17 protein-coding genes are annotated in these 16,244 nt (G+C 61.9%); 2 read left to right on the top strand and 15 right to left on the bottom strand.

The genetic code is table 11. The features are described from left to right. The 7 genes from AC6CH8_RS03385 to AC6CH8_RS03355 form a co-directional block, all read right to left on the bottom strand. Positions 1 to 912 carry an SseB family protein gene (locus tag AC6CH8_RS03385; protein WP_498188622.1) on the bottom strand — a complete coding sequence of 304 codons (912 nt, stop codon included), beginning with the start codon at positions 910 to 912 and terminating at the stop codon, positions 1 to 3. After that, positions 912 to 1,655 carry a bifunctional 1-(5-phosphoribosyl)-5-((5-phosphoribosylamino)methylideneamino)imidazole-4-carboxamide isomerase/phosphoribosylanthranilate isomerase PriA gene (priA, locus tag AC6CH8_RS03380; protein WP_091466508.1) on the bottom strand — a complete coding sequence of 248 codons (744 nt, stop codon included), beginning with the start codon at positions 1,653 to 1,655 and terminating at the stop codon, positions 912 to 914. The genes AC6CH8_RS03385 and priA overlap by 1 nt, the downstream gene beginning before the upstream one ends. A 47-nt stretch (positions 1,656 to 1,702) precedes the next feature. After that, entirely contained in the window at positions 1,703 to 1,861 is a 159-nt protein-coding gene (locus AC6CH8_RS03375) for a CG2302 family histidine operon protein (protein ID WP_420180684.1), read from the bottom strand. Further along, the gene (hisH, locus tag AC6CH8_RS03370) at positions 1,862 to 2,605 is read right to left on the bottom strand and encodes an imidazole glycerol phosphate synthase subunit HisH (RefSeq protein WP_091466507.1); all 744 of its coding nucleotides are present in this window, start codon (positions 2,603 to 2,605) and stop codon (positions 1,862 to 1,864) included. It lies immediately after the preceding gene. Beyond that, a complete protein-coding gene (gene hisB, locus AC6CH8_RS03365) occupies positions 2,602 to 3,228 on the bottom strand; it encodes an imidazoleglycerol-phosphate dehydratase HisB (RefSeq protein WP_091466505.1) in 627 nt (208 codons plus the stop codon). Before hisB ends, hisH begins: the two co-directional genes overlap by 4 nt. A 46-nt stretch (positions 3,229 to 3,274) precedes the next feature. Beyond that, positions 3,275 to 4,393, bottom strand: coding sequence for a histidinol-phosphate transaminase (locus AC6CH8_RS03360; protein WP_420180682.1), 1,119 nt, complete (start codon positions 4,391 to 4,393; stop codon positions 3,275 to 3,277). Between the two features lie 78 nt (positions 4,394 to 4,471). Beyond that, the gene (locus AC6CH8_RS03355; RefSeq protein ID WP_498188621.1) at positions 4,472 to 4,831 is read right to left on the bottom strand and encodes a LysM peptidoglycan-binding domain-containing protein; all 360 of its coding nucleotides are present in this window, start codon (positions 4,829 to 4,831) and stop codon (positions 4,472 to 4,474) included. Between the two features lie 348 nt (positions 4,832 to 5,179). Between AC6CH8_RS03355 and lexA the strand changes: the two genes are divergently transcribed. Beyond that, positions 5,180 to 5,923 (top strand): transcriptional repressor LexA, encoded by a 744-nt coding sequence (gene lexA / locus AC6CH8_RS03350; protein ID WP_026005367.1) that lies wholly within the window; start codon positions 5,180 to 5,182, stop codon positions 5,921 to 5,923. A 5-nt stretch (positions 5,924 to 5,928) separates the two neighbouring features. On the opposite strand, the gene AC6CH8_RS03345 is transcribed toward lexA, so the two are convergent. Together AC6CH8_RS03345 and hflX are read right to left on the bottom strand one after the other, a co-directional pair. Beyond that, the gene (locus AC6CH8_RS03345; protein WP_498188620.1) at positions 5,929 to 7,989 is read right to left on the bottom strand and encodes an ATP-dependent DNA helicase; all 2,061 of its coding nucleotides are present in this window, start codon (positions 7,987 to 7,989) and stop codon (positions 5,929 to 5,931) included. Continuing rightward, positions 7,982 to 9,544: a GTPase HflX gene (hflX, locus tag AC6CH8_RS03340; protein ID WP_498188619.1), complete on the bottom strand. Its 1,563-nt coding sequence runs from the start codon at positions 9,542 to 9,544 to the stop codon at positions 7,982 to 7,984. Before hflX ends, AC6CH8_RS03345 begins: the two co-directional genes overlap by 8 nt. Before the next feature lie 517 nt (positions 9,545 to 10,061). On the opposite strand from hflX, the gene AC6CH8_RS03335 reads away from it, so the two are divergent. Then, a complete protein-coding gene (locus AC6CH8_RS03335) occupies positions 10,062 to 10,676 on the top strand; it encodes a class I SAM-dependent methyltransferase (RefSeq protein WP_498188618.1) in 615 nt (204 codons plus the stop codon). On the opposite strand, the gene dapF is transcribed toward AC6CH8_RS03335, so the two are convergent. The 6 genes from dapF to AC6CH8_RS03305 all read right to left on the bottom strand — a co-directional run bounded on the left by dapF (position 10,657) and on the right by AC6CH8_RS03305 (position 16,215). Next, positions 10,657 to 11,625 (bottom strand): diaminopimelate epimerase, encoded by a 969-nt coding sequence (dapF, locus tag AC6CH8_RS03330; RefSeq protein WP_498188617.1) that lies wholly within the window; start codon positions 11,623 to 11,625, stop codon positions 10,657 to 10,659. The genes AC6CH8_RS03335 and dapF overlap by 20 nt on opposite strands. Before the next feature lie 46 nt (positions 11,626 to 11,671). Then, entirely contained in the window at positions 11,672 to 12,607 is a 936-nt protein-coding gene (gene miaA / locus AC6CH8_RS03325) for a tRNA (adenosine(37)-N6)-dimethylallyltransferase MiaA (protein WP_498188666.1), read from the bottom strand. A gap of 19 nt (positions 12,608 to 12,626) precedes the next feature. Further along, the gene (gene miaB / locus AC6CH8_RS03320) at positions 12,627 to 14,156 is read right to left on the bottom strand and encodes a tRNA (N6-isopentenyl adenosine(37)-C2)-methylthiotransferase MiaB (protein ID WP_498188616.1); all 1,530 of its coding nucleotides are present in this window, start codon (positions 14,154 to 14,156) and stop codon (positions 12,627 to 12,629) included. After that, a complete protein-coding gene (locus AC6CH8_RS03315; RefSeq protein WP_498188615.1) occupies positions 14,156 to 14,698 on the bottom strand; it encodes a regulatory protein RecX in 543 nt (180 codons plus the stop codon). The genes miaB and AC6CH8_RS03315 overlap by 1 nt, the downstream gene beginning before the upstream one ends. Continuing rightward, positions 14,688 to 15,731 carry a recombinase RecA gene (gene recA / locus AC6CH8_RS03310; RefSeq protein ID WP_011774305.1) on the bottom strand — a complete coding sequence of 348 codons (1,044 nt, stop codon included), beginning with the start codon at positions 15,729 to 15,731 and terminating at the stop codon, positions 14,688 to 14,690. Before recA ends, AC6CH8_RS03315 begins: the two co-directional genes overlap by 11 nt. A 259-nt stretch (positions 15,732 to 15,990) precedes the next feature. Continuing rightward, entirely contained in the window at positions 15,991 to 16,215 is a 225-nt protein-coding gene (locus AC6CH8_RS03305) for a DUF3046 domain-containing protein (protein WP_498188614.1), read from the bottom strand. Between the last annotated feature and the right edge of the window lie 29 nt (positions 16,216 to 16,244).

Raw genomic sequence — 16,244 nt, 5'->3', positions numbered from 1 at the left:
TTAATGCCGCGCGGGCTCCTGTGCTGCGCGCTGCAGTTTTACTTCCATGGAATCAACGCCCTCGGCAAAGGAATCCATCCTTGCCCACGCATCGTTCAGTTGGGCAAGGAGCGTCTGCACAGCCACGGCGTCGAGCCCATCTTCGAGGAAGAGCACCACACGCAGTTCCGGCCCTGCACCGCCGCCATGTACACTTCGACCGTCGGCCGTCAGGGACGCAACACCGCCACCGGGTTGCGTCTCCAAGCGACGGACGGTCCGAAATGCCGAGACCGTTGAAACGAGAGCAGCCTCCAGTTGATCATCAAGGTATGACGGCGTCCAGTCCTTCTGCTGGGCAAGGGCCCACATCGCCGGGCGCCGAACAACAAATGCAAAGTCGGAGCCTGGGTCCATCACCAACAGCTGCGCGCCCTCGGAAACTGCAGAAAGCGCTGCGCGCGCAGCGTATACGGCCACGGGCCGCGCCTCCGAATGCCATGCCTCGAGGGCAGCTGCCGAGGTGAAGACCGGCATGGCCGTGCGTCCATCGGGGGCCTTCAGTGTGACCAAAGCCATATCGGCCTGCTTGTCAGCGTGGAGGCCATCGACGCCTTCTGCTTCCTCAGCCAATTGGGCAACTACCGGAACGAAAACCCTTGCCGTCGCCAAGGAGGCAACAACGTCTTCCTCGCTGCCGGTTCCGTTGATCAGTGCCGCGATGGCGGCTACATAACCGGCATCTGCCGAGCCGTCGTCGTCCTCAAAATTGTGAATTTTGGCGTCATCACCACTGAGGCTCCTTCCGGACCAAGGCTGGCCGGCAGAGTCCGTAGCTCCACCGGCACCGGCCAAGGCGGCCGCTATGTGGCCGGGAAGCTCACGCCTGCCGTGGCCATGATCGTCGTGCTGATGTCCTGCGTTGTGGGGCATCAGCGGCGGCCGGCAACGTCCAGCGCCTCGGGCAGCGTGAAGGCACCGGCGTAGAGAGCCTTGCCTACGATCGCGCCTTCAACACCCAGCGGTACCAGTTCGCGCAGAACGCGCAGGTCTTCCAAGCTGGAGATACCGCCCGAAGCGACAACGGGCTTGCCGGTCTTCTCCACCATCTGGCGAAGCAGTTCCACGTTCGGGCCCTGAAGGGTTCCGTCCTTGGTGACGTCTGTGACAACGTAGCGGGCGCACCCTGCGTCTTCAAGGCGTGCCAGAACCTCCCAAAGGTCACCGCCCTCCTTGGTCCAACCGCGTCCGGCAAGAGTTGTCCCGCGGACGTCAAGCCCGACGGCGATCTTGTCACCAAAGCGGTCGATTGCCTTTCGGGTCCACTCCGGGTTCTCCAACGCTGCCGTTCCGAGATTCACGCGCGCGACGCCCAGCTCCAGCGCGCGCTCCAGGGATTCGTCGTCCCGCAAACCGCCGGAGAGTTCCACCTTGACGTTGAGCTGCGATACGACATCGCTGATCAGCGCGGCGTTGTTTCCGCGGCCGAAAGCAGCGTCCAGGTCAACCATGTGCACCCATTCGGCACCGGCGTCCTGCCAGTTCAAGGCTGCTTCCAGGGGCGTACCGTAGCTGGTTTCCGAGCCGGCTTCTCCCTGCAGGAGGCGGACTGCCTGGCCGTCAACGATGTCGACGGCGGGCAGGAGTTCCAGAACGGACTGGGCGGAGGTGGTCATGTGTGTCCTTGGAGTTCGAAGGTGACGCGGTTTGTTGAGCGACTGGTTTAGTTACCCAGCGTCAGGAGGTAGGCGGCCAACAGGGACATCCCGGCCAGCACATAGAAACAAATGGAAACCCAGCGCGGTTTTTTCTGCTGGTGGAAGGAGATACCCCCGCCAATCAGCAGGCCGGCGAGGGCCATCAGCAATACTGAGCCCCACATCTAGGCGGTATCGCTTCCGGATGCTTCCGGAGCGGGCTTACGGAGGCTGTCCACCCAGTTTCGCAGGAGCCGGGCTCCGGCATCGCCTGACTTCTCCGGGTGGAATTGGGTAGCGCAGAGTGGGCCGTTCTCGACAGCAGCAATGAAACGCGCACCATGTTCGGACCACGTGACCATGGGAGGAGCCATGCGGGGCTGGACGACGTCGAAGTTCCACTCCTGGACACCGTAGGAGTGCACAAAGTAGAAACGTTCCTGCTCAACGCCGGCGAACAGCTTTGAGCCCTCAGGTACGTCCACGGTGTTCCAGCCCATGTGCGGCACCACGGGAGCGGGAAGTAGTTCAACCTTGCCCGGCCACTCGGCCATACCCTCGGATTCGGTGCCGTGCTCTACACCGGCTTCGAAGAGGACCTGCAAGCCGACGCAGATGGCCAGCACAGGGCGGCCACCAGCAACCCGCCGTCCAATCATGCGGATGGCATCGACGGACTTGAGCTCCTTCATCACCGTCTCGTAGGCACCAACCCCGGGCACCACCAAGCCGTCAGCGTTAAGCACGTCCTCAGGCTTGGAGCTCAGAACAACGTGGGCGCCGGCGCGCTCAAGCGCACGGACGGCGGACCGTACGTTGCCCGATCCATAATCCAGCACAGTGACGGTGGGCTTGCCTTCGGGCGACTCCGGCTTCACGGATGCAGTGGCGTCAGCCACCGCTCCATTCTTCAGAAACTGGCCGCTCATAGTGCGCCCTTGGTGGAAGGGATGCCCTCCACGCGGGGATCGGATTCCACGGCTGCACGTAAAGCGCGGGCAAAAGCTTTGAACTGGGCCTCAACGATGTGGTGCGGGTCCCGGCCAGCCAAGACATTCATGTGCAGGCAGATTCCGGCATGCAGCGTGATGGCTTCAAAAACGTGGCGTGTCAGCGAGCCCGTGAAGTGTCCACCGATCAGGTGGTACTCCTGCCCGGCCGGCTCACCACCGTGCACCAGGTAAGGACGCCCGGAAACATCCACGACGGCGTGCGCCAGCGCTTCATCCAAAGGAACAGTTGCTTCGCCGAAGCGACGGATGCCGGCCTTGTTGCCCAATGCCGTCCGCAGGACCTCGCCAAAAGTGATGGCGACATCTTCCACGGTGTGGTGCGCGTCGATGTGGGTGTCGCCCGTGGCCTTCACCGTCATGTCGATCAGGGAGTGCTTGCACAGTGCCGTCAGCATGTGGTCGTAGAACGGAACCGAGGTACTGATGTCCGAGACACCGGAACCGTCCAGGTTGATCTCCACCAGGACTGAAGACTCGCTGGTGGTGCGCTCCATGCGCGCGGTGCGGGCAGCGGTCGGCGTGGTGCCGGTTTCGCTCATTGGGACGTCCTTATACACGGAGGGTGGGTTGGGTCTATGGACAAGTTTAGGCGCGCTGCGGCGCCGTGCCGTCCAGCAGTGCTTCCAAGGCCTCAAGGAAGGCGGTGGTTTCCGGTTCGGTTCCGGCGGTAACACGCAAGTGCCCAGGGATGCCGACGTCGCGAATCAGCACACCGGCATCGAGCAGGCCCTGCCAAATCTTGTGCGGCTCCTCGAGGCCGCCAAAGAAGACGTAGTTGGAGTCGGAGGCCGAGGGCTTGAGGCCCATGCGAAGGAGCTCAGTCACAATCCGGTCGCGTTGTACCTTGATGTCCTCGACGTCGGCCATCAGGGCTTCACGGTGGTTGAGCGCAGCCAGGGCCGTTGCCTGAGTGACGGCAGACAAGTGGTACGGAAGGCGGACCAGCCTGATGGCGTCTGTGACTTCCGGGGCTGCCGCCATGTAGCCGAGCCGGGCACCTGCAAGGGCGAACGCTTTGCTCATGGTGCGCGAGACGATCAACCGCTCGCGTCCTGGCAACAACGTCAAGGCGCTCGGAGTATTGTCGTGCGCGAACTCGTGATACGCCTCGTCCACGATCACGATGGCCTGGCTCGCTTCTCCGGCCTCGTAGACGGCTTCGACAACGTCCAAGCCCAACCCTGTACCGGTTGGGTTGTTCGGTGAGCACAGGAACACGATGTTGGCGCCCGTTTCCCGAACCTGCGCGGCGGCCGATTCGGCGTCCAGCCCGTAGTCGTCAGCACGCACTCCGCGGACATACTCCGTGTCCGTGCCACTCGCCAGAAGGGGGTACATGGAGTACGTGGGCGGGAAACCGAGCGCTTTGCGTCCCGGTCCACCAAATGCCTGGAGGATTTGCTGCAGGACTTCATTGGATCCGTTGGCGGCCCAGATGTTGTCCGGAGAAAGTTCGTGGCCAAGGTACTCGGCCAGCGCTTCCCGTAGTTCAGTGAACTCGCGGTCCGGATAGCGGTTCAGTCCTGTGGCCGCAGCGGCGACAGCCTCGGTGATGGCGGCTTGGACATCCGCCGGGACGCCATGGGTGTTTTCGTTGACATTGAGCAGGATGGGGACGTCAAGCTGCGGTGCGCCATAGGGGCTCAGTCCACGCAGATTGGTCCGGAGGGGAAGTCGGTCAAGTCGCTCAAGCTGGTCACTCACCAACACAGTTTAAGGGGCGCCCGGGACTGCCGACTAACTGTGACGCCGGGCGATCGGTTCCTGCGGATGGTGGACGACTCAGTTTGCAGGGACGAACAGCTGCTGGCCGGGCAGAATGCGGCCGCCGCGGAGGTCGTTCAGCTGGATGATCTCCGCGATGACATCACGCGGGTCCCGCTCCGGAGCGGCGGCGCCGGCGATGCCCCAGAGGGATTGCCCCGGCTGGACGGTGACAGAGACTGCGACGGGCGGACGCAATTGGGACTGGGAGTCCGACGCCTTGGCCGGGGAGTTGATAAAACCGGCGAGGGTCAGCAGCGCCGCCACCAACAGCATTGCCGGGATGCCGAAGAAGACAATCCGTCCCCGCCGGGTCAGACGCAGGCGAGCGGGCGCCTGAGTGGTGCGGAATTCAGCGAACGTAGTGATTGCGGACATGAGCTGAGCCCTTCTGAGCTATTGCCAGGTTCCGGGGTGCCCGGTGCCTGGCGGCCAATTCTTTGTGTTCCCCTCTTCTGATCCCGGATGTTCGAACACTCTGTTCGAACATCCAGCCCCAGCGTCAGGTTTATAGAACACATGTTCGAACCTTGCTATGACATTTTTAGCACTTATCAACGAACGGTGTCGAGACTCGCTAGAACAAATGTTTGATAAACGCCTGTGCCTGCCCTACGTTTGAGTGAAGAAACAGCACTGTTTCAGTGGAACAGGAGGGTCTGACATTTTTTGCAGACCCGACAACCCGGGGCTCGCCTCGGGCGGAATGGAAAGGCATTGGCGAACATGGCAGCGAAAGCCACAGGCGGCGGGGCACCCCTGCGGAGCCAGCAGCCTCAGAAGAGTCCCAAGAGCCTGACTGTCCGGCAGAAAAAGATTCTGGAGACCATCCAACGGTCGGTCAACGACAACGGATACCCGCCCAGCATGCGCGAGATCGGTGACACCGTGGGTCTGGCCAGTTTGTCGAGCGTCACTCATCAGTTGTCCCAATTGGAGAAGCTTGGCTACCTCCGCAGGGATCCCAAGCGTCCCCGCGCCATGGAAGTCCTGATGCCGCTGACCCTTGATGGTGGCACCATTCCGGGCGTGGAAGCGCCCACCACCCTTCGCAGCGCGGGGGGCCTTGCCGTAACAGAGCTGGCCAGTGCCAGTGATACCGCCATGGTCCCGCTGGTGGGCCGGATCGCGGCCGGCGGACCGATCCTGGCTGACCAGACGGTGGAAGACGTGCTGGCGCTCCCCCGCCAGCTCGTGGGGCATGGCGAATTGTTCATGCTGAAGGTGGCTGGCGATTCCATGATTGACGCCGCCATCTGTGACGGTGACTGGGTTGTGGTCCGCCGCCAGAATGACGCCATCAACGGCGACATCGTGGCAGCCCTGCTGGATGACGAAGCAACCGTAAAGACCTTCCGTCAGAGGGATGGCCATACGTGGCTGCTTCCGCAGAACACGCAGTACGAACCCATTCTGGGCGATCAAGCCACCATCATGGGCAAGGTAGTTTCGGTACTGCGCTCCCTTTAGGCGCCCTACGGGGCTTTAGCCGAGCCCAGGCGCTCCAGGACGCCACGGACCACTGCCCGGTCCGTCGTTGCCCAGAACGGCGGCAGGGCGGCACGCAGGAAGCCTCCGTAGCGTTCCGTCGAGAGCCGCGAGTCGAGCACTGCAACTACTCCTTTGTCTCCTGTTGAACGGATCAGGCGGCCAGCACCCTGCGCCAGTCGGATGGCAGCATGCGTAGCCGATACGGCCATAAAGCCATTTCCACCTGATTGCGCCACCGCACGTGAGCGCGCAGTCATGAGGGGATCATCGGGCCGCGGGAAGGGAATGCGGTCAATGATCACCAAGCGGCACGAGCCACCCGGAACATCTACGCCCTGCCACAGTGACATGGTCCCGAAGAGGCATGTGTCAGGCTCATCCGCGAACTGCTTCACGAGGGCCGCCATGGTGGATTCGCCTTGGCAGAGGATATCCACGTCCAGCCGGAGCCGCATGGCGTCGGCTGCTTCTTCGGCCGCACGCCGTGAGGAGAACAAACACAAGGCTCCCCCGCCGGAGGCACGGATGAGGTCTTCCAATTCGTCGAGCGCCTCGGGGGAAGTACCACGACCGGGTTTTGGGAGGTGCTTGGCCACATACAGGACACCCTGTTTGGGATAATCAAAGGGCGAACCCACATCGATCCCGGTCCAGCTCGGGGCACCGTCGCCGATGAGGCCGAGGCCACCTGCTGCCGGTTCGAAAGCCGAGCCGATGGCCAGCGTGGCGGAGGTCAGCACCACCGTGTGGCCGGCGAAGAGACCCTCGCGAAGCCGCCCGGCAACGCTGAGCGGGGCGATGTTGAGCAAGGCGGGAGCAGTCTCGTCCGGTTGGGAATAGCCTTGGTGCGGGTCGAACGTGCTGTTCCTGGAGAACCATACAACTTCGCGGTTCTCCTTGGCGGCCAGCATGCGTTCGCACAATTCCAGGATCAGCATGAGCCGTGAACGCGCCAACTGCCGTCCGCCGTCGACTGCGTTTGATGAATCTGTCTTCGAATCCGAGAGCGCAGCGCGAGCGGCGTCCCTTAACTGGTCCAGGCAATCCAGCTGTTCGTCGTTGAGGCCGTTGGGCAACAGCCCATTGGGCACACCGGCGATGGCCATATCCAATCGCTCCGCGGCAGCGTTGAGCGCGTCCACTGTAATGGCCGTGTGTTTGCGTGCACTTGATGCCGCCGCGTGAACCATGGCCACCGACAACTGGCCTGAAACAGCACCGGTCACGCGGTCCTGAAGTTCGTGCGCCTCGTCAACCACCACAACGTCGTACTCAGGCAGCACGGCCAGGCCTTCAAAGGCACTGACGGCCAGCATGGCGTGGTTGGTGACCACGACGTCGGCTTCACCCGCCCGTGAGCGTGCCAGCTCGCTGAAGCACTCTTCTGCTACGGGGCACTTCTGGGCGCCCAAGCACTCCATGGACGTCACGGATACCTGACGCCAGGCCCTGTCGGTGACCCCTGGCATGAGTTCATCGCGGTCTCCGGTAGCGGTCTTCTCAGCCCATTCCCGGAGACGGACTACTTCCTTACCCAGCTGTGACTGCGGACCGCCCATGGAAGCAGCAAAGTGGGGCACGCTGGTGTCCTCGCCGAGGGAGAACAGCTGCCCTTCGGAGGGCTCTTCGCTGGGGAACCCGCCTTCGAGCTTCTGCAGGCACACATAGTTTGCCCTGCCCTTGACGAGCGCCACATTGACCGGGCGCTCAAGGGCAGGGTTGATGGTCTCCAGCAGCCTGGGAAGGTCCCGGCCAACGATTTGGGTTTGGAGTGCCAGGGTGGCGGTGGACACGAGAGTCGGTTTATCGCTGTCCATGGAATGAGCGATCAACGGAATCAGGTAAGCCAACGACTTACCTGTTCCCGTTCCCGCCTGGACCAGCAGGTGCTCCCCGGTCTCGATGGCCCGGGTGACATGCTTGGCCATTTCGTGCTGGCCGGCACGGCTTTGTCCGCCCATGCCGGCAACAGCCCGATCCAACAGTTCGAGGGTGGTCTTCTCCCCCACCGATTCGACGGCGTCCGCCGCCACCTTCTCAACCATTACTGACGAATGACTCCAGTTCAGCGGCCAGGCCTTCGCGCACCATGACAACTACCCGGGTCCCGTTCTCCTCGTGCTCAGTGCTGAGGATTTCCGAGTCGGAACTGTGCAATTTGCTGATCATTTCCCCGCGGTCGTAGGGAATGAGCAGTTCAAGTCGCACGCCGGGCCGGGGAATGGACCGGCTGATGTCTTCCAGCAGTTCCGCGATGCCCTGGCCCGTGCGGGTGGACACAACAGCATGGCGGGGCTCTTTCTGCTTGAGGCGCTCCACCACGAAGGGATCCGCGACGTCCACCTTGTTGAGGACGATGATCTCGGGAACCTTGCGGGCATCAACCTCGGTGAAAACGGCCCTTACCGCTGCAATCTGTCCCTCAGGATCGGGGTGCGATGCATCCACCACATGGAGGATCAAGTCCGCATCCGCAACTTCCTCCAGCGTGGAGCGGAAAGCCTCAATGAGCTGGGTTGGGAGTGAACGAACGAACCCAACGGTGTCTGCGAGTGTATAGCCGATGCCGTCCGGGGTTTGCGCCTTACGGACTGTGGGATCCAGGGTGGCGAACAGGGCGTTCTCCACCAGGACACCTGCGTCAGTCAGGCGGTTCAGCAGGGACGACTTCCCAGCGTTCGTGTACCCGGCGATGGCAACAGACGGAACCGCATTACGACGGCGGTTGGCACGCTTGGTCTCGCGCGCAGGCTTCATCGCGGCGATTTCGCGACGCAACTTGGCCATGCGGGTGCGGATTCGGCGCCTATCAAGTTCGATCTTGGTTTCACCAGGACCACGCGAACCCATTCCAGCGCCTGCTCCACCCACCTGGCCACCGGCCTGGCGGGACATGGAGTCGCCCCAACCGCGAAGCCTCGGGAGCAGGTACTCGAGCTGTGCGAGCTCCACCTGCGCCTTGCCTTCGCGGCTCTTTGCGTGCTGGGCAAAGATATCCAGGATCAGCGTGGTGCGGTCAACTACCTTGACCTTCACAATGTCCTCCAGGCCGCGTCGCTGCGAGGGCGCGAGCTCAGTGTCCACAACCACAGTATCTGCGCCCGTGGCAGCGACGATGTCCTTGAGCTCCTGGGCCTTACCGGAACCAAGGAAGGTCCCGGGGTCCGGCTTCTGCCGGCGCTGAACCAAACCGTCCAACACCTCGGATCCGGCGGTCTCTGCAAGTGCCGCCAGCTCGCGGAGGGAGTTCTCAGCGTCCGCGAGAGTCCCCTCAGTCCACAGACCGGCCAGTACGACGCGCTCCAGGCGCAACTGCCGGTATTCGACCTCAGTGACGTCTTCAAGTTCGGTTGACAGTCCTGCGGTACGGCGAAGGGCGCGGCGTTCGGCCAAATCTTCCTGGTCGCCGTCGTAGATACTGTGTTCACGGTCCAGCGTGGAAATCGCCTGCGCCTTGCCGAACACACCGTTGGCGTCGTCGTCGTCGGATGCCTGCGCAGGTACATCCTTGGAAAGAATCCGGTCGATGACGGCCTGGATTTGTTCAGGACTCATGTCCTGGGCGTCGGAATCGGATCCGGAGTGCTTCTGGGTGGTCATGGTCTCCTTAGACTGTTCGGCAATTCCAGAATAGTGCGGTTTCGTGCTCGATGGGGCGCTATTCGCGCTCGGCTGACGGACATCGGCCAAAAGGGCCTCCTGTGTACTGGGCAGTCGGTGCCTTTCGGAGGCAGGGGCTGCTGGAATGTGGCGTGATTGACTCCGCGGGGAGGATCCTTTGGCCAACGTGAGGATGCTCTGCCTGCCCTACGCGTTTAGCCGGATGGATACAGCTGTCCACTAGGGTGCGGAGCGGAATCTTCAGAGCGTCCGGCTCCAAATTCTGGAGTTGCCGGACTGAGCCAGTGGGACCTGCCGGGCGGAAAAGCCGGCCGGGCTGAAATGCCAAGCGGGCCTGCGTCGCGGGCGGTACCGTCAAACGCCGGATGACTCCGGTGTTTGTGGGCTGATTACTCGAAGATCAAGAACATGCGTTCCACTTTAGCAGCCATTGTCAAACCTGCTGCGGAACGAGGCAGTTTCCCAAGCCGACGATAGCCAACTAATCTGGCAAATTATGGAGTCTGCACACTATTTCACTGCCCAACCTGCCGGACCATTCACCCGCAAGCCGCTCACTGTGGAACTCGCAGGAGCCACACGCCAGCTGCAGACCTCGTCGGGAATCTTCAGTCCCGACGGCGTGGACAAAGGCACGGCAGTACTTTTCTCCGAGGTTCCACCGCCGTCACCGAAGGGCCACCTGCTGGACATCGGCTGCGGCTGGGGTCCGATTGCCCTCACCTTGGGGCTGATGGCACCACATGCCAAGGTCCATGCGGTGGATGTGAATGAGCGTTGCATCACGCTGACCAACGAGAATGCGGCGGCGCTCGGACTCACCAACGTCACTGCCAGCCTCCCGCACGAGGTAGACCCCGCCGTCGAGTTCGACACCATCTGGTCCAACCCGCCCATCCGCATCGGAAAAGACGAATTGCATACCCTCCTGCTGACGTGGCTGCCCCGGCTGGCGCCGGGCGGTAACGCTTGGTTGGTTGTCCAGAAGAACCTGGGCTCCGATTCCCTCCAGCGGTGGCTGGCCACCGAGCTGGACAGCTCCTACACGGTCTCCCGTGAGAGCACATCCAAGACGTTCAGGATCATCCGTGTCAGGAAACCGTCCCAGTAGCCACGATGACGGCTGGGCCACTAAGTTCAACGTGCTCGCGGCCTCCCGCACCAGGGAAGAACTTCACACCTACGACGCCGCCCGGTACCTTCACGTGCCAGTCGTTGGGAGCCGTGTCACCCGCCCAGTGACGAATCGCAACGGCGGCGGCGCACGCGCCTGTGCCGCAGGATTGTGTCTCCCCCACGCCACGCTCGTGAACGCGCATGGTGATGGTTCCTACGCCGTCCTCCACCAGGGGCTCGGCGGGAACCACGAACTCAACGTTGGTTCCGTTTGCGGGCTTGGGATCCACCACGGGGGCCTTGAACAATTGTGTGGCTGACAGCTCGCTGAGTTCTGCGAGGGCAACTACCGTGTGGGGGTTGCCCATACTGACTGACAGACCGGGCCTTGCCACTTCCAGGCCGTCAGCGCTTACCAGCGCATCCATGGCCTTGCTGGTGGCCTCCCGGGGGAAGATGAACTCCCATGGGCCCATATCCACGGCATAACCGTTGACTGTCCTTACAACCTTTTTGACGCCGCCACGAGTGCCGATGGTGAGCGTCTGACCGGGCCCCAGGTTCACCAGGTTCTCCGCAATCAGGAAATGGACGAAAACGCGTACGCCATTGCCGCACATTTCGGACAGCGAACCATCTCCGTTGCGATAATCCATGAACCACTCGGCTTCGGGATCCTGCTCAAGGGCGACACGACCTTCAGGGAGAAAACGGGAAGGAACTGCCCGGATGAGGCCGTCACCCCCGATGCCCACATGGCGGTCGCACAACTGCGCGACCTGCTCGGCCGTGATCTCGTGGGCGTCACCGGGATCAGCGATGAGGACAAAATCATTGCCCGTTCCGTGACCCTTGGAGAACTCCAGCCCGGCGAGGCTGGAAAGTGGCACTGGAGCACCGGCAGTTGCGGGCTGCGGGGCGGGAACTGCGGCGGTTTCGTCCATGGATCTAGGCTACCTGCCACGGCTCTTTGGCCAGAAATTGCAGCGGTTAGGTCGTGGGCGCGCTGGCCCCATTGACAGCATTGGCTGCCTTAGCCAGAAGCTCCGGATCCTGCCAGTCGAGCCAAGTGATTCGTGGATCGGCCCGGAACCATGTCAGCTGGCGCCGCGCAAATTGCCTGGTTGCCACGATGGTTTCCTCGGCGGCGGCATCCGCAGTCATCCCGCCGTCCAGGACCTTAAGGAATTGGGCGTATCCCAAAGCGCGCGAAGCTGTCTTGCCGCTCCTCAAACCGACGGCGTCGAGTCGTTCGACTTCCTGTTGGAGTCCTGCATCTACCATCCGATGCACCCTCAGTCCCAGACGTTCCCGCAGTTGCTCCCGATCGACCTCCAGGCCGATCTGAAGTGCTGGCTGGAAATACTCGCGCTGTGGCATGAACGAGCTGAAAGGGCGGCCAGTGAGACCGTGCACTTCCAATGCCCGGATCACTCGTCGTGCGTCTCCAAGGCGGGCAGCCGAGACGGGATCGACTTCCTCGAGGCGGGCCCGCAACGGCGCAAGCCCTTTGATTTCGCATTCTTCTTCCAGGTGACTGCGGAGCATCGGATCGGTGCCCGGGAATTCCAGCACATCCAGTGCCGCCCGCACATACAGCCCGGATCCGCCCACAAGGATGGCGCGCTTTCCCCGTGAATGGATGTCATGGATGGCCGCGCGGCATTCATTTTGGAAGTCGGCCACACTGGCTTCCTGCGTGACGTCCATGGTGTCCAACAAGTGGTGTGGCACACCCCTGCGCTCTTCCACTGTGATCTTGGCAGTTCCAATATCCATGCCACGGTAGAACTGCAAGGCGTCGGCGTTGATCACCTCGCCGTTCAGGGCCAGAGCGAGGTTGACGCCCAGATCCGACTTACCGGAACCTGTGGGACCAACAACGGCGATGACAGGCTGATGGGGTTCCGAACTGGCAAACGACATGCTGTCCTGGCTCACGGGCCTAGGCGCGGCGAACCGGCAAGGCCGGCATGCCCAACGCCACGCCCGTCTTGCCTGACGCCGATCCTGCAGCCGGGACGCCGCACGAATCAGCCTGCGAGCGATCCCAGGCATCGCCTGCACGGGAGCGGCGCAAAAGGTAATCCTCTGCTGTTGCCGGGTCAGCCACAAGGTGGAAGGCTGCGGCCTCGGTAATGGTCACGGTGACGAAGTCACCCGGCCGCGGGGTTCCGGCTCCGGCCGGCACGGAGAAGTGCACCAGCCTTTGGTCCTTCGAACGACCGGACAACCGGTGTGTTTCGCCGGCTTTCCGTCCTGACTGCGCTGTAACCAGGACTTCAACTTTCCGCCCCAGCTGCTTGGCGTTCTCTTCTGCGGCAATACGGTCCTGTAGGGCCGTGAGGCGTTCGTAGCGCTCCTGCACCACGGCCTTGGGGAGTTGCTCTGGAAGGTCTGCAGCCGGCGTGCCGGGCCGCTTGGAGTACTGGAACGTGAAGGCGGAGGCAAACCGCGACTTCTCCACGACATCCAAGGTCGCTTGGAAGTCTTCTTCGGTTTCACCGGGGAAGCCGACGATGATGTCGGTAGTGATGGCAGCATGCGGGATGCGTTCCCGCACTTTGTCCAGAATTCCCAGGAATTTGCTGGAACGGTACGAACGGCGCATGTCTTTCAGTACCTTGTCCGAGCCGGACTGCAGTGGCATATGCAACTGGGGCATGGCGTTGTGTGTTTCGGCCATGGCGTCAATGACATCATCCGTAAATGCGGCCGGGTGGGGGCTGGTGAAACGAACACGTTCCAGGCCTTCGATTTCACCGCATGCGCGGAGGAGTTTGGAGAACGCCTGGCGGTCACCAAATTCCACACCGTAGGAATTCACATTCTGGCCAAGCAACGTGACTTCCACAGCCCCGTCATCCACGAGAGCCTGAATTTCCGCCAGAATCTCGCCGGGACGCCGGTCTTTCTCCTTGCCACGAAGCGAGGGCACGATGCAGAACGTGCAGGTGTTGTTGCAACCCACGGAGATTGACACCCAACCTGCATACACAGAGTCTCGCTTGGTGGGGAGCGTTGACGGGAATACATCCAAGGATTCGAGAATCTCGAGTTGCGCCTCATTGTTGTGCCGGGCGCGGTTCAGCAGGGCCGGCAGCGCTCCCAGGTTGTGCGTTCCAAACACGGCGTCCACCCACGGCGCCTTCTTCACAATGGTTTCCCGGTCCTTCTGGGCCAGGCAGCCACCAACAGCAATCTGCATTCCGGGGTTTGCTTCCTTGACCTGCCGAAGCTGGCCAAGGTTTCCATAGAGTTTGTTGTCTGCGTTCTCCCGCACAGCGCATGTATTGAAGACCACGACGTCGGCCACTTCACCTTCAGCGGCCACATAACCGGCTTCTTCGAGGAGTCCCGCCATGCGCTCTGAATCATGGACGTTCATCTGGCAGCCGAAAGTACGAACCTGATAGGTCCTGGGCTCGGCAGAAGGAGTGGCGGCAGCTGTTGGGGAGGGAATGGTCAAACTCACTACTCAAGGGTACCGGCTTCTGCCAGCACCTCACCGACGATCCTGAACGCCATGGAGGGGGCGTACCCCTTGCGGGCCAACATTGATGCAAGCCGGCGGGTGTACTTGTCCCGCTCTGCCCGATCTGACAGATCCATGCTGGGCCGCAGTTTGCGCTGAACGAGCTCCCGGGCAGCCGATTCCTCGTCCTGGTCGCTGAGTTTCGACAGGGCTTCCTCTGCCGTATCCAGCTCTATGCCTTTGTCTGCCAGTTCCCGACGAATGGCGCCTTTGGCAAGCTTCTTGCTCTGCGAACGGCTGCGGACCCACATCCTGGCGAACTCAGCATCATCGATCAACTGAACTTCTTCGAAGCGGTCCAGAACTGCCTCCGCCACGTGCTCGGGAACGTTCCGTTCAGCGAGTTTCCGGGACAGTTGCAGCCGGCTCCGCGGCGCCATCGTCAACTGCCTCAGGACGATGGCACGCGCCACGGATTCGGGATCAGGTTCGGGATCGGCCGCAACGGAAGAATCCGGCTCCGGCCCTCTCCTAGCCGTCAACGGCCTTCAGCTTCGGGGAATCTTCTTCAGTCTTTACAACGCCCACGCCAAGCTTTTCCTTGATGAGGCGCTCCAGTTCCTGGGCGAGCTCAGGGTTGTCTCGCAGGAATCGACGCGAGTTCTCCATGCCCTGGCCCAGCTGATCGCCGTCATACGTGAACCACGAGCCCGACTTCTTGATGATGCCGTGCTCCACACCCATGTCAATGATGCCTCCCTCACGGGAGATCCCCTGACCGTAGATGATGTCGAACTCGGCGATCTTGAACGGCGGAGCCATCTTGTTCTTGACGATCTTTGCCTTGGTGCGGTTACCGACGGAGTCAGCACCTTCCTTGAGGGTCTGGATGCGTCGAACGTCGATTCGCACTGAGGCGTAGAACTTCAAGGCCTTGCCACCAGTGGTTGTTTCCGGGGATCCAAAGAACACACCGATCTTTTCACGCAACTGGTTGATGAAAATGGCGGTGGTCTTGGTTTGACTCAGGCGGCCCGTGATCTTACGCAGGGCCTGGCTCATGAGTCGAGCCTGGAGGCCAACGTGGGAGTCGCCCATTTCGCCTTCGATTTCGGCACGGGGTACCAAGGCGGCTACGGAGTCAATGACCACGATGTCCAGCGAGCCGGAGCCCACCAGCATGTCCATGATCTCCAATGCCTGCTCACCGGTGTCCGGCTGGGAAACCAAGAGTGCATCCGTGTCCACGCCAAGCTTGGCGGCGTAGTCCGGGTCAAGTGCGTGCTCGGCGTCAATGAACGCTGCGATGCCACCTGCGCGCTGTGCGTTGGCAACAGCATGAAGGGCCACGGTGGTCTTACCCGAGGATTCCGGACCATAGATTTCCACCACGCGCCCCCGGGGCAGGCCGCCAATGCCAAGGGCGACATCCAATGCAATGGAGCCGGTCGGAATGACCTCAATCGGGGCGCGGGTGTCATCACCCAGGCGCATGATGGAGCCTTTGCCGAACTGCTTGTCGATCTGGGCAAGCGCTGCTTCGAGCGCCTTTTCACGATCCGGGGTTGCCGCCATGGTTCACACCTCTGATGCTTTCTCGCTGTGGAGTGGCCCGAAAGGCCGCTTTCCTGTCATGTCTGACGCTATTACGGTGCTCTGACATTTTTAGTAGCCGGCACCGGCTATGTGGATAACCCGGGCTGCCGGAAGCTCTGGAATGCGTCTTTCGAGATCAATTTTCCTCTCACAGGAGCATATCCCCATCCGAACAGATATTCGAACAATGTTCCGGCGTGTCCCACCTCGGACGGCAGTCCGCATCGTGTGCCGGAGTTCAGCTGGAAGCCGGCTTGATGTCCCTGCCCAGCCTGCGTTCGGGGGGAACATCCTGGACCTCGCACACGGCCAACCAGACTTCGCGGGGTTGGTGACCGGAGGCCAAAGCCTCTACGGCAGTTCGCCCGCCAACGCCGGCGAGTACCAGGGAGTTGGCCAGGACCCGGGAGTAGCCTGCCCCGAATTCGTCGTGCATTAATCGCCAAAAGTCACTTGCCCTCACGGATAGAGTCTCTCATGGCGCCGGACTCT

Source organism: Paenarthrobacter sp. GQ52 (genome assembly GCF_059759005.1).
This window is presented reverse-complemented; position numbering and strand designations above follow the sequence as displayed.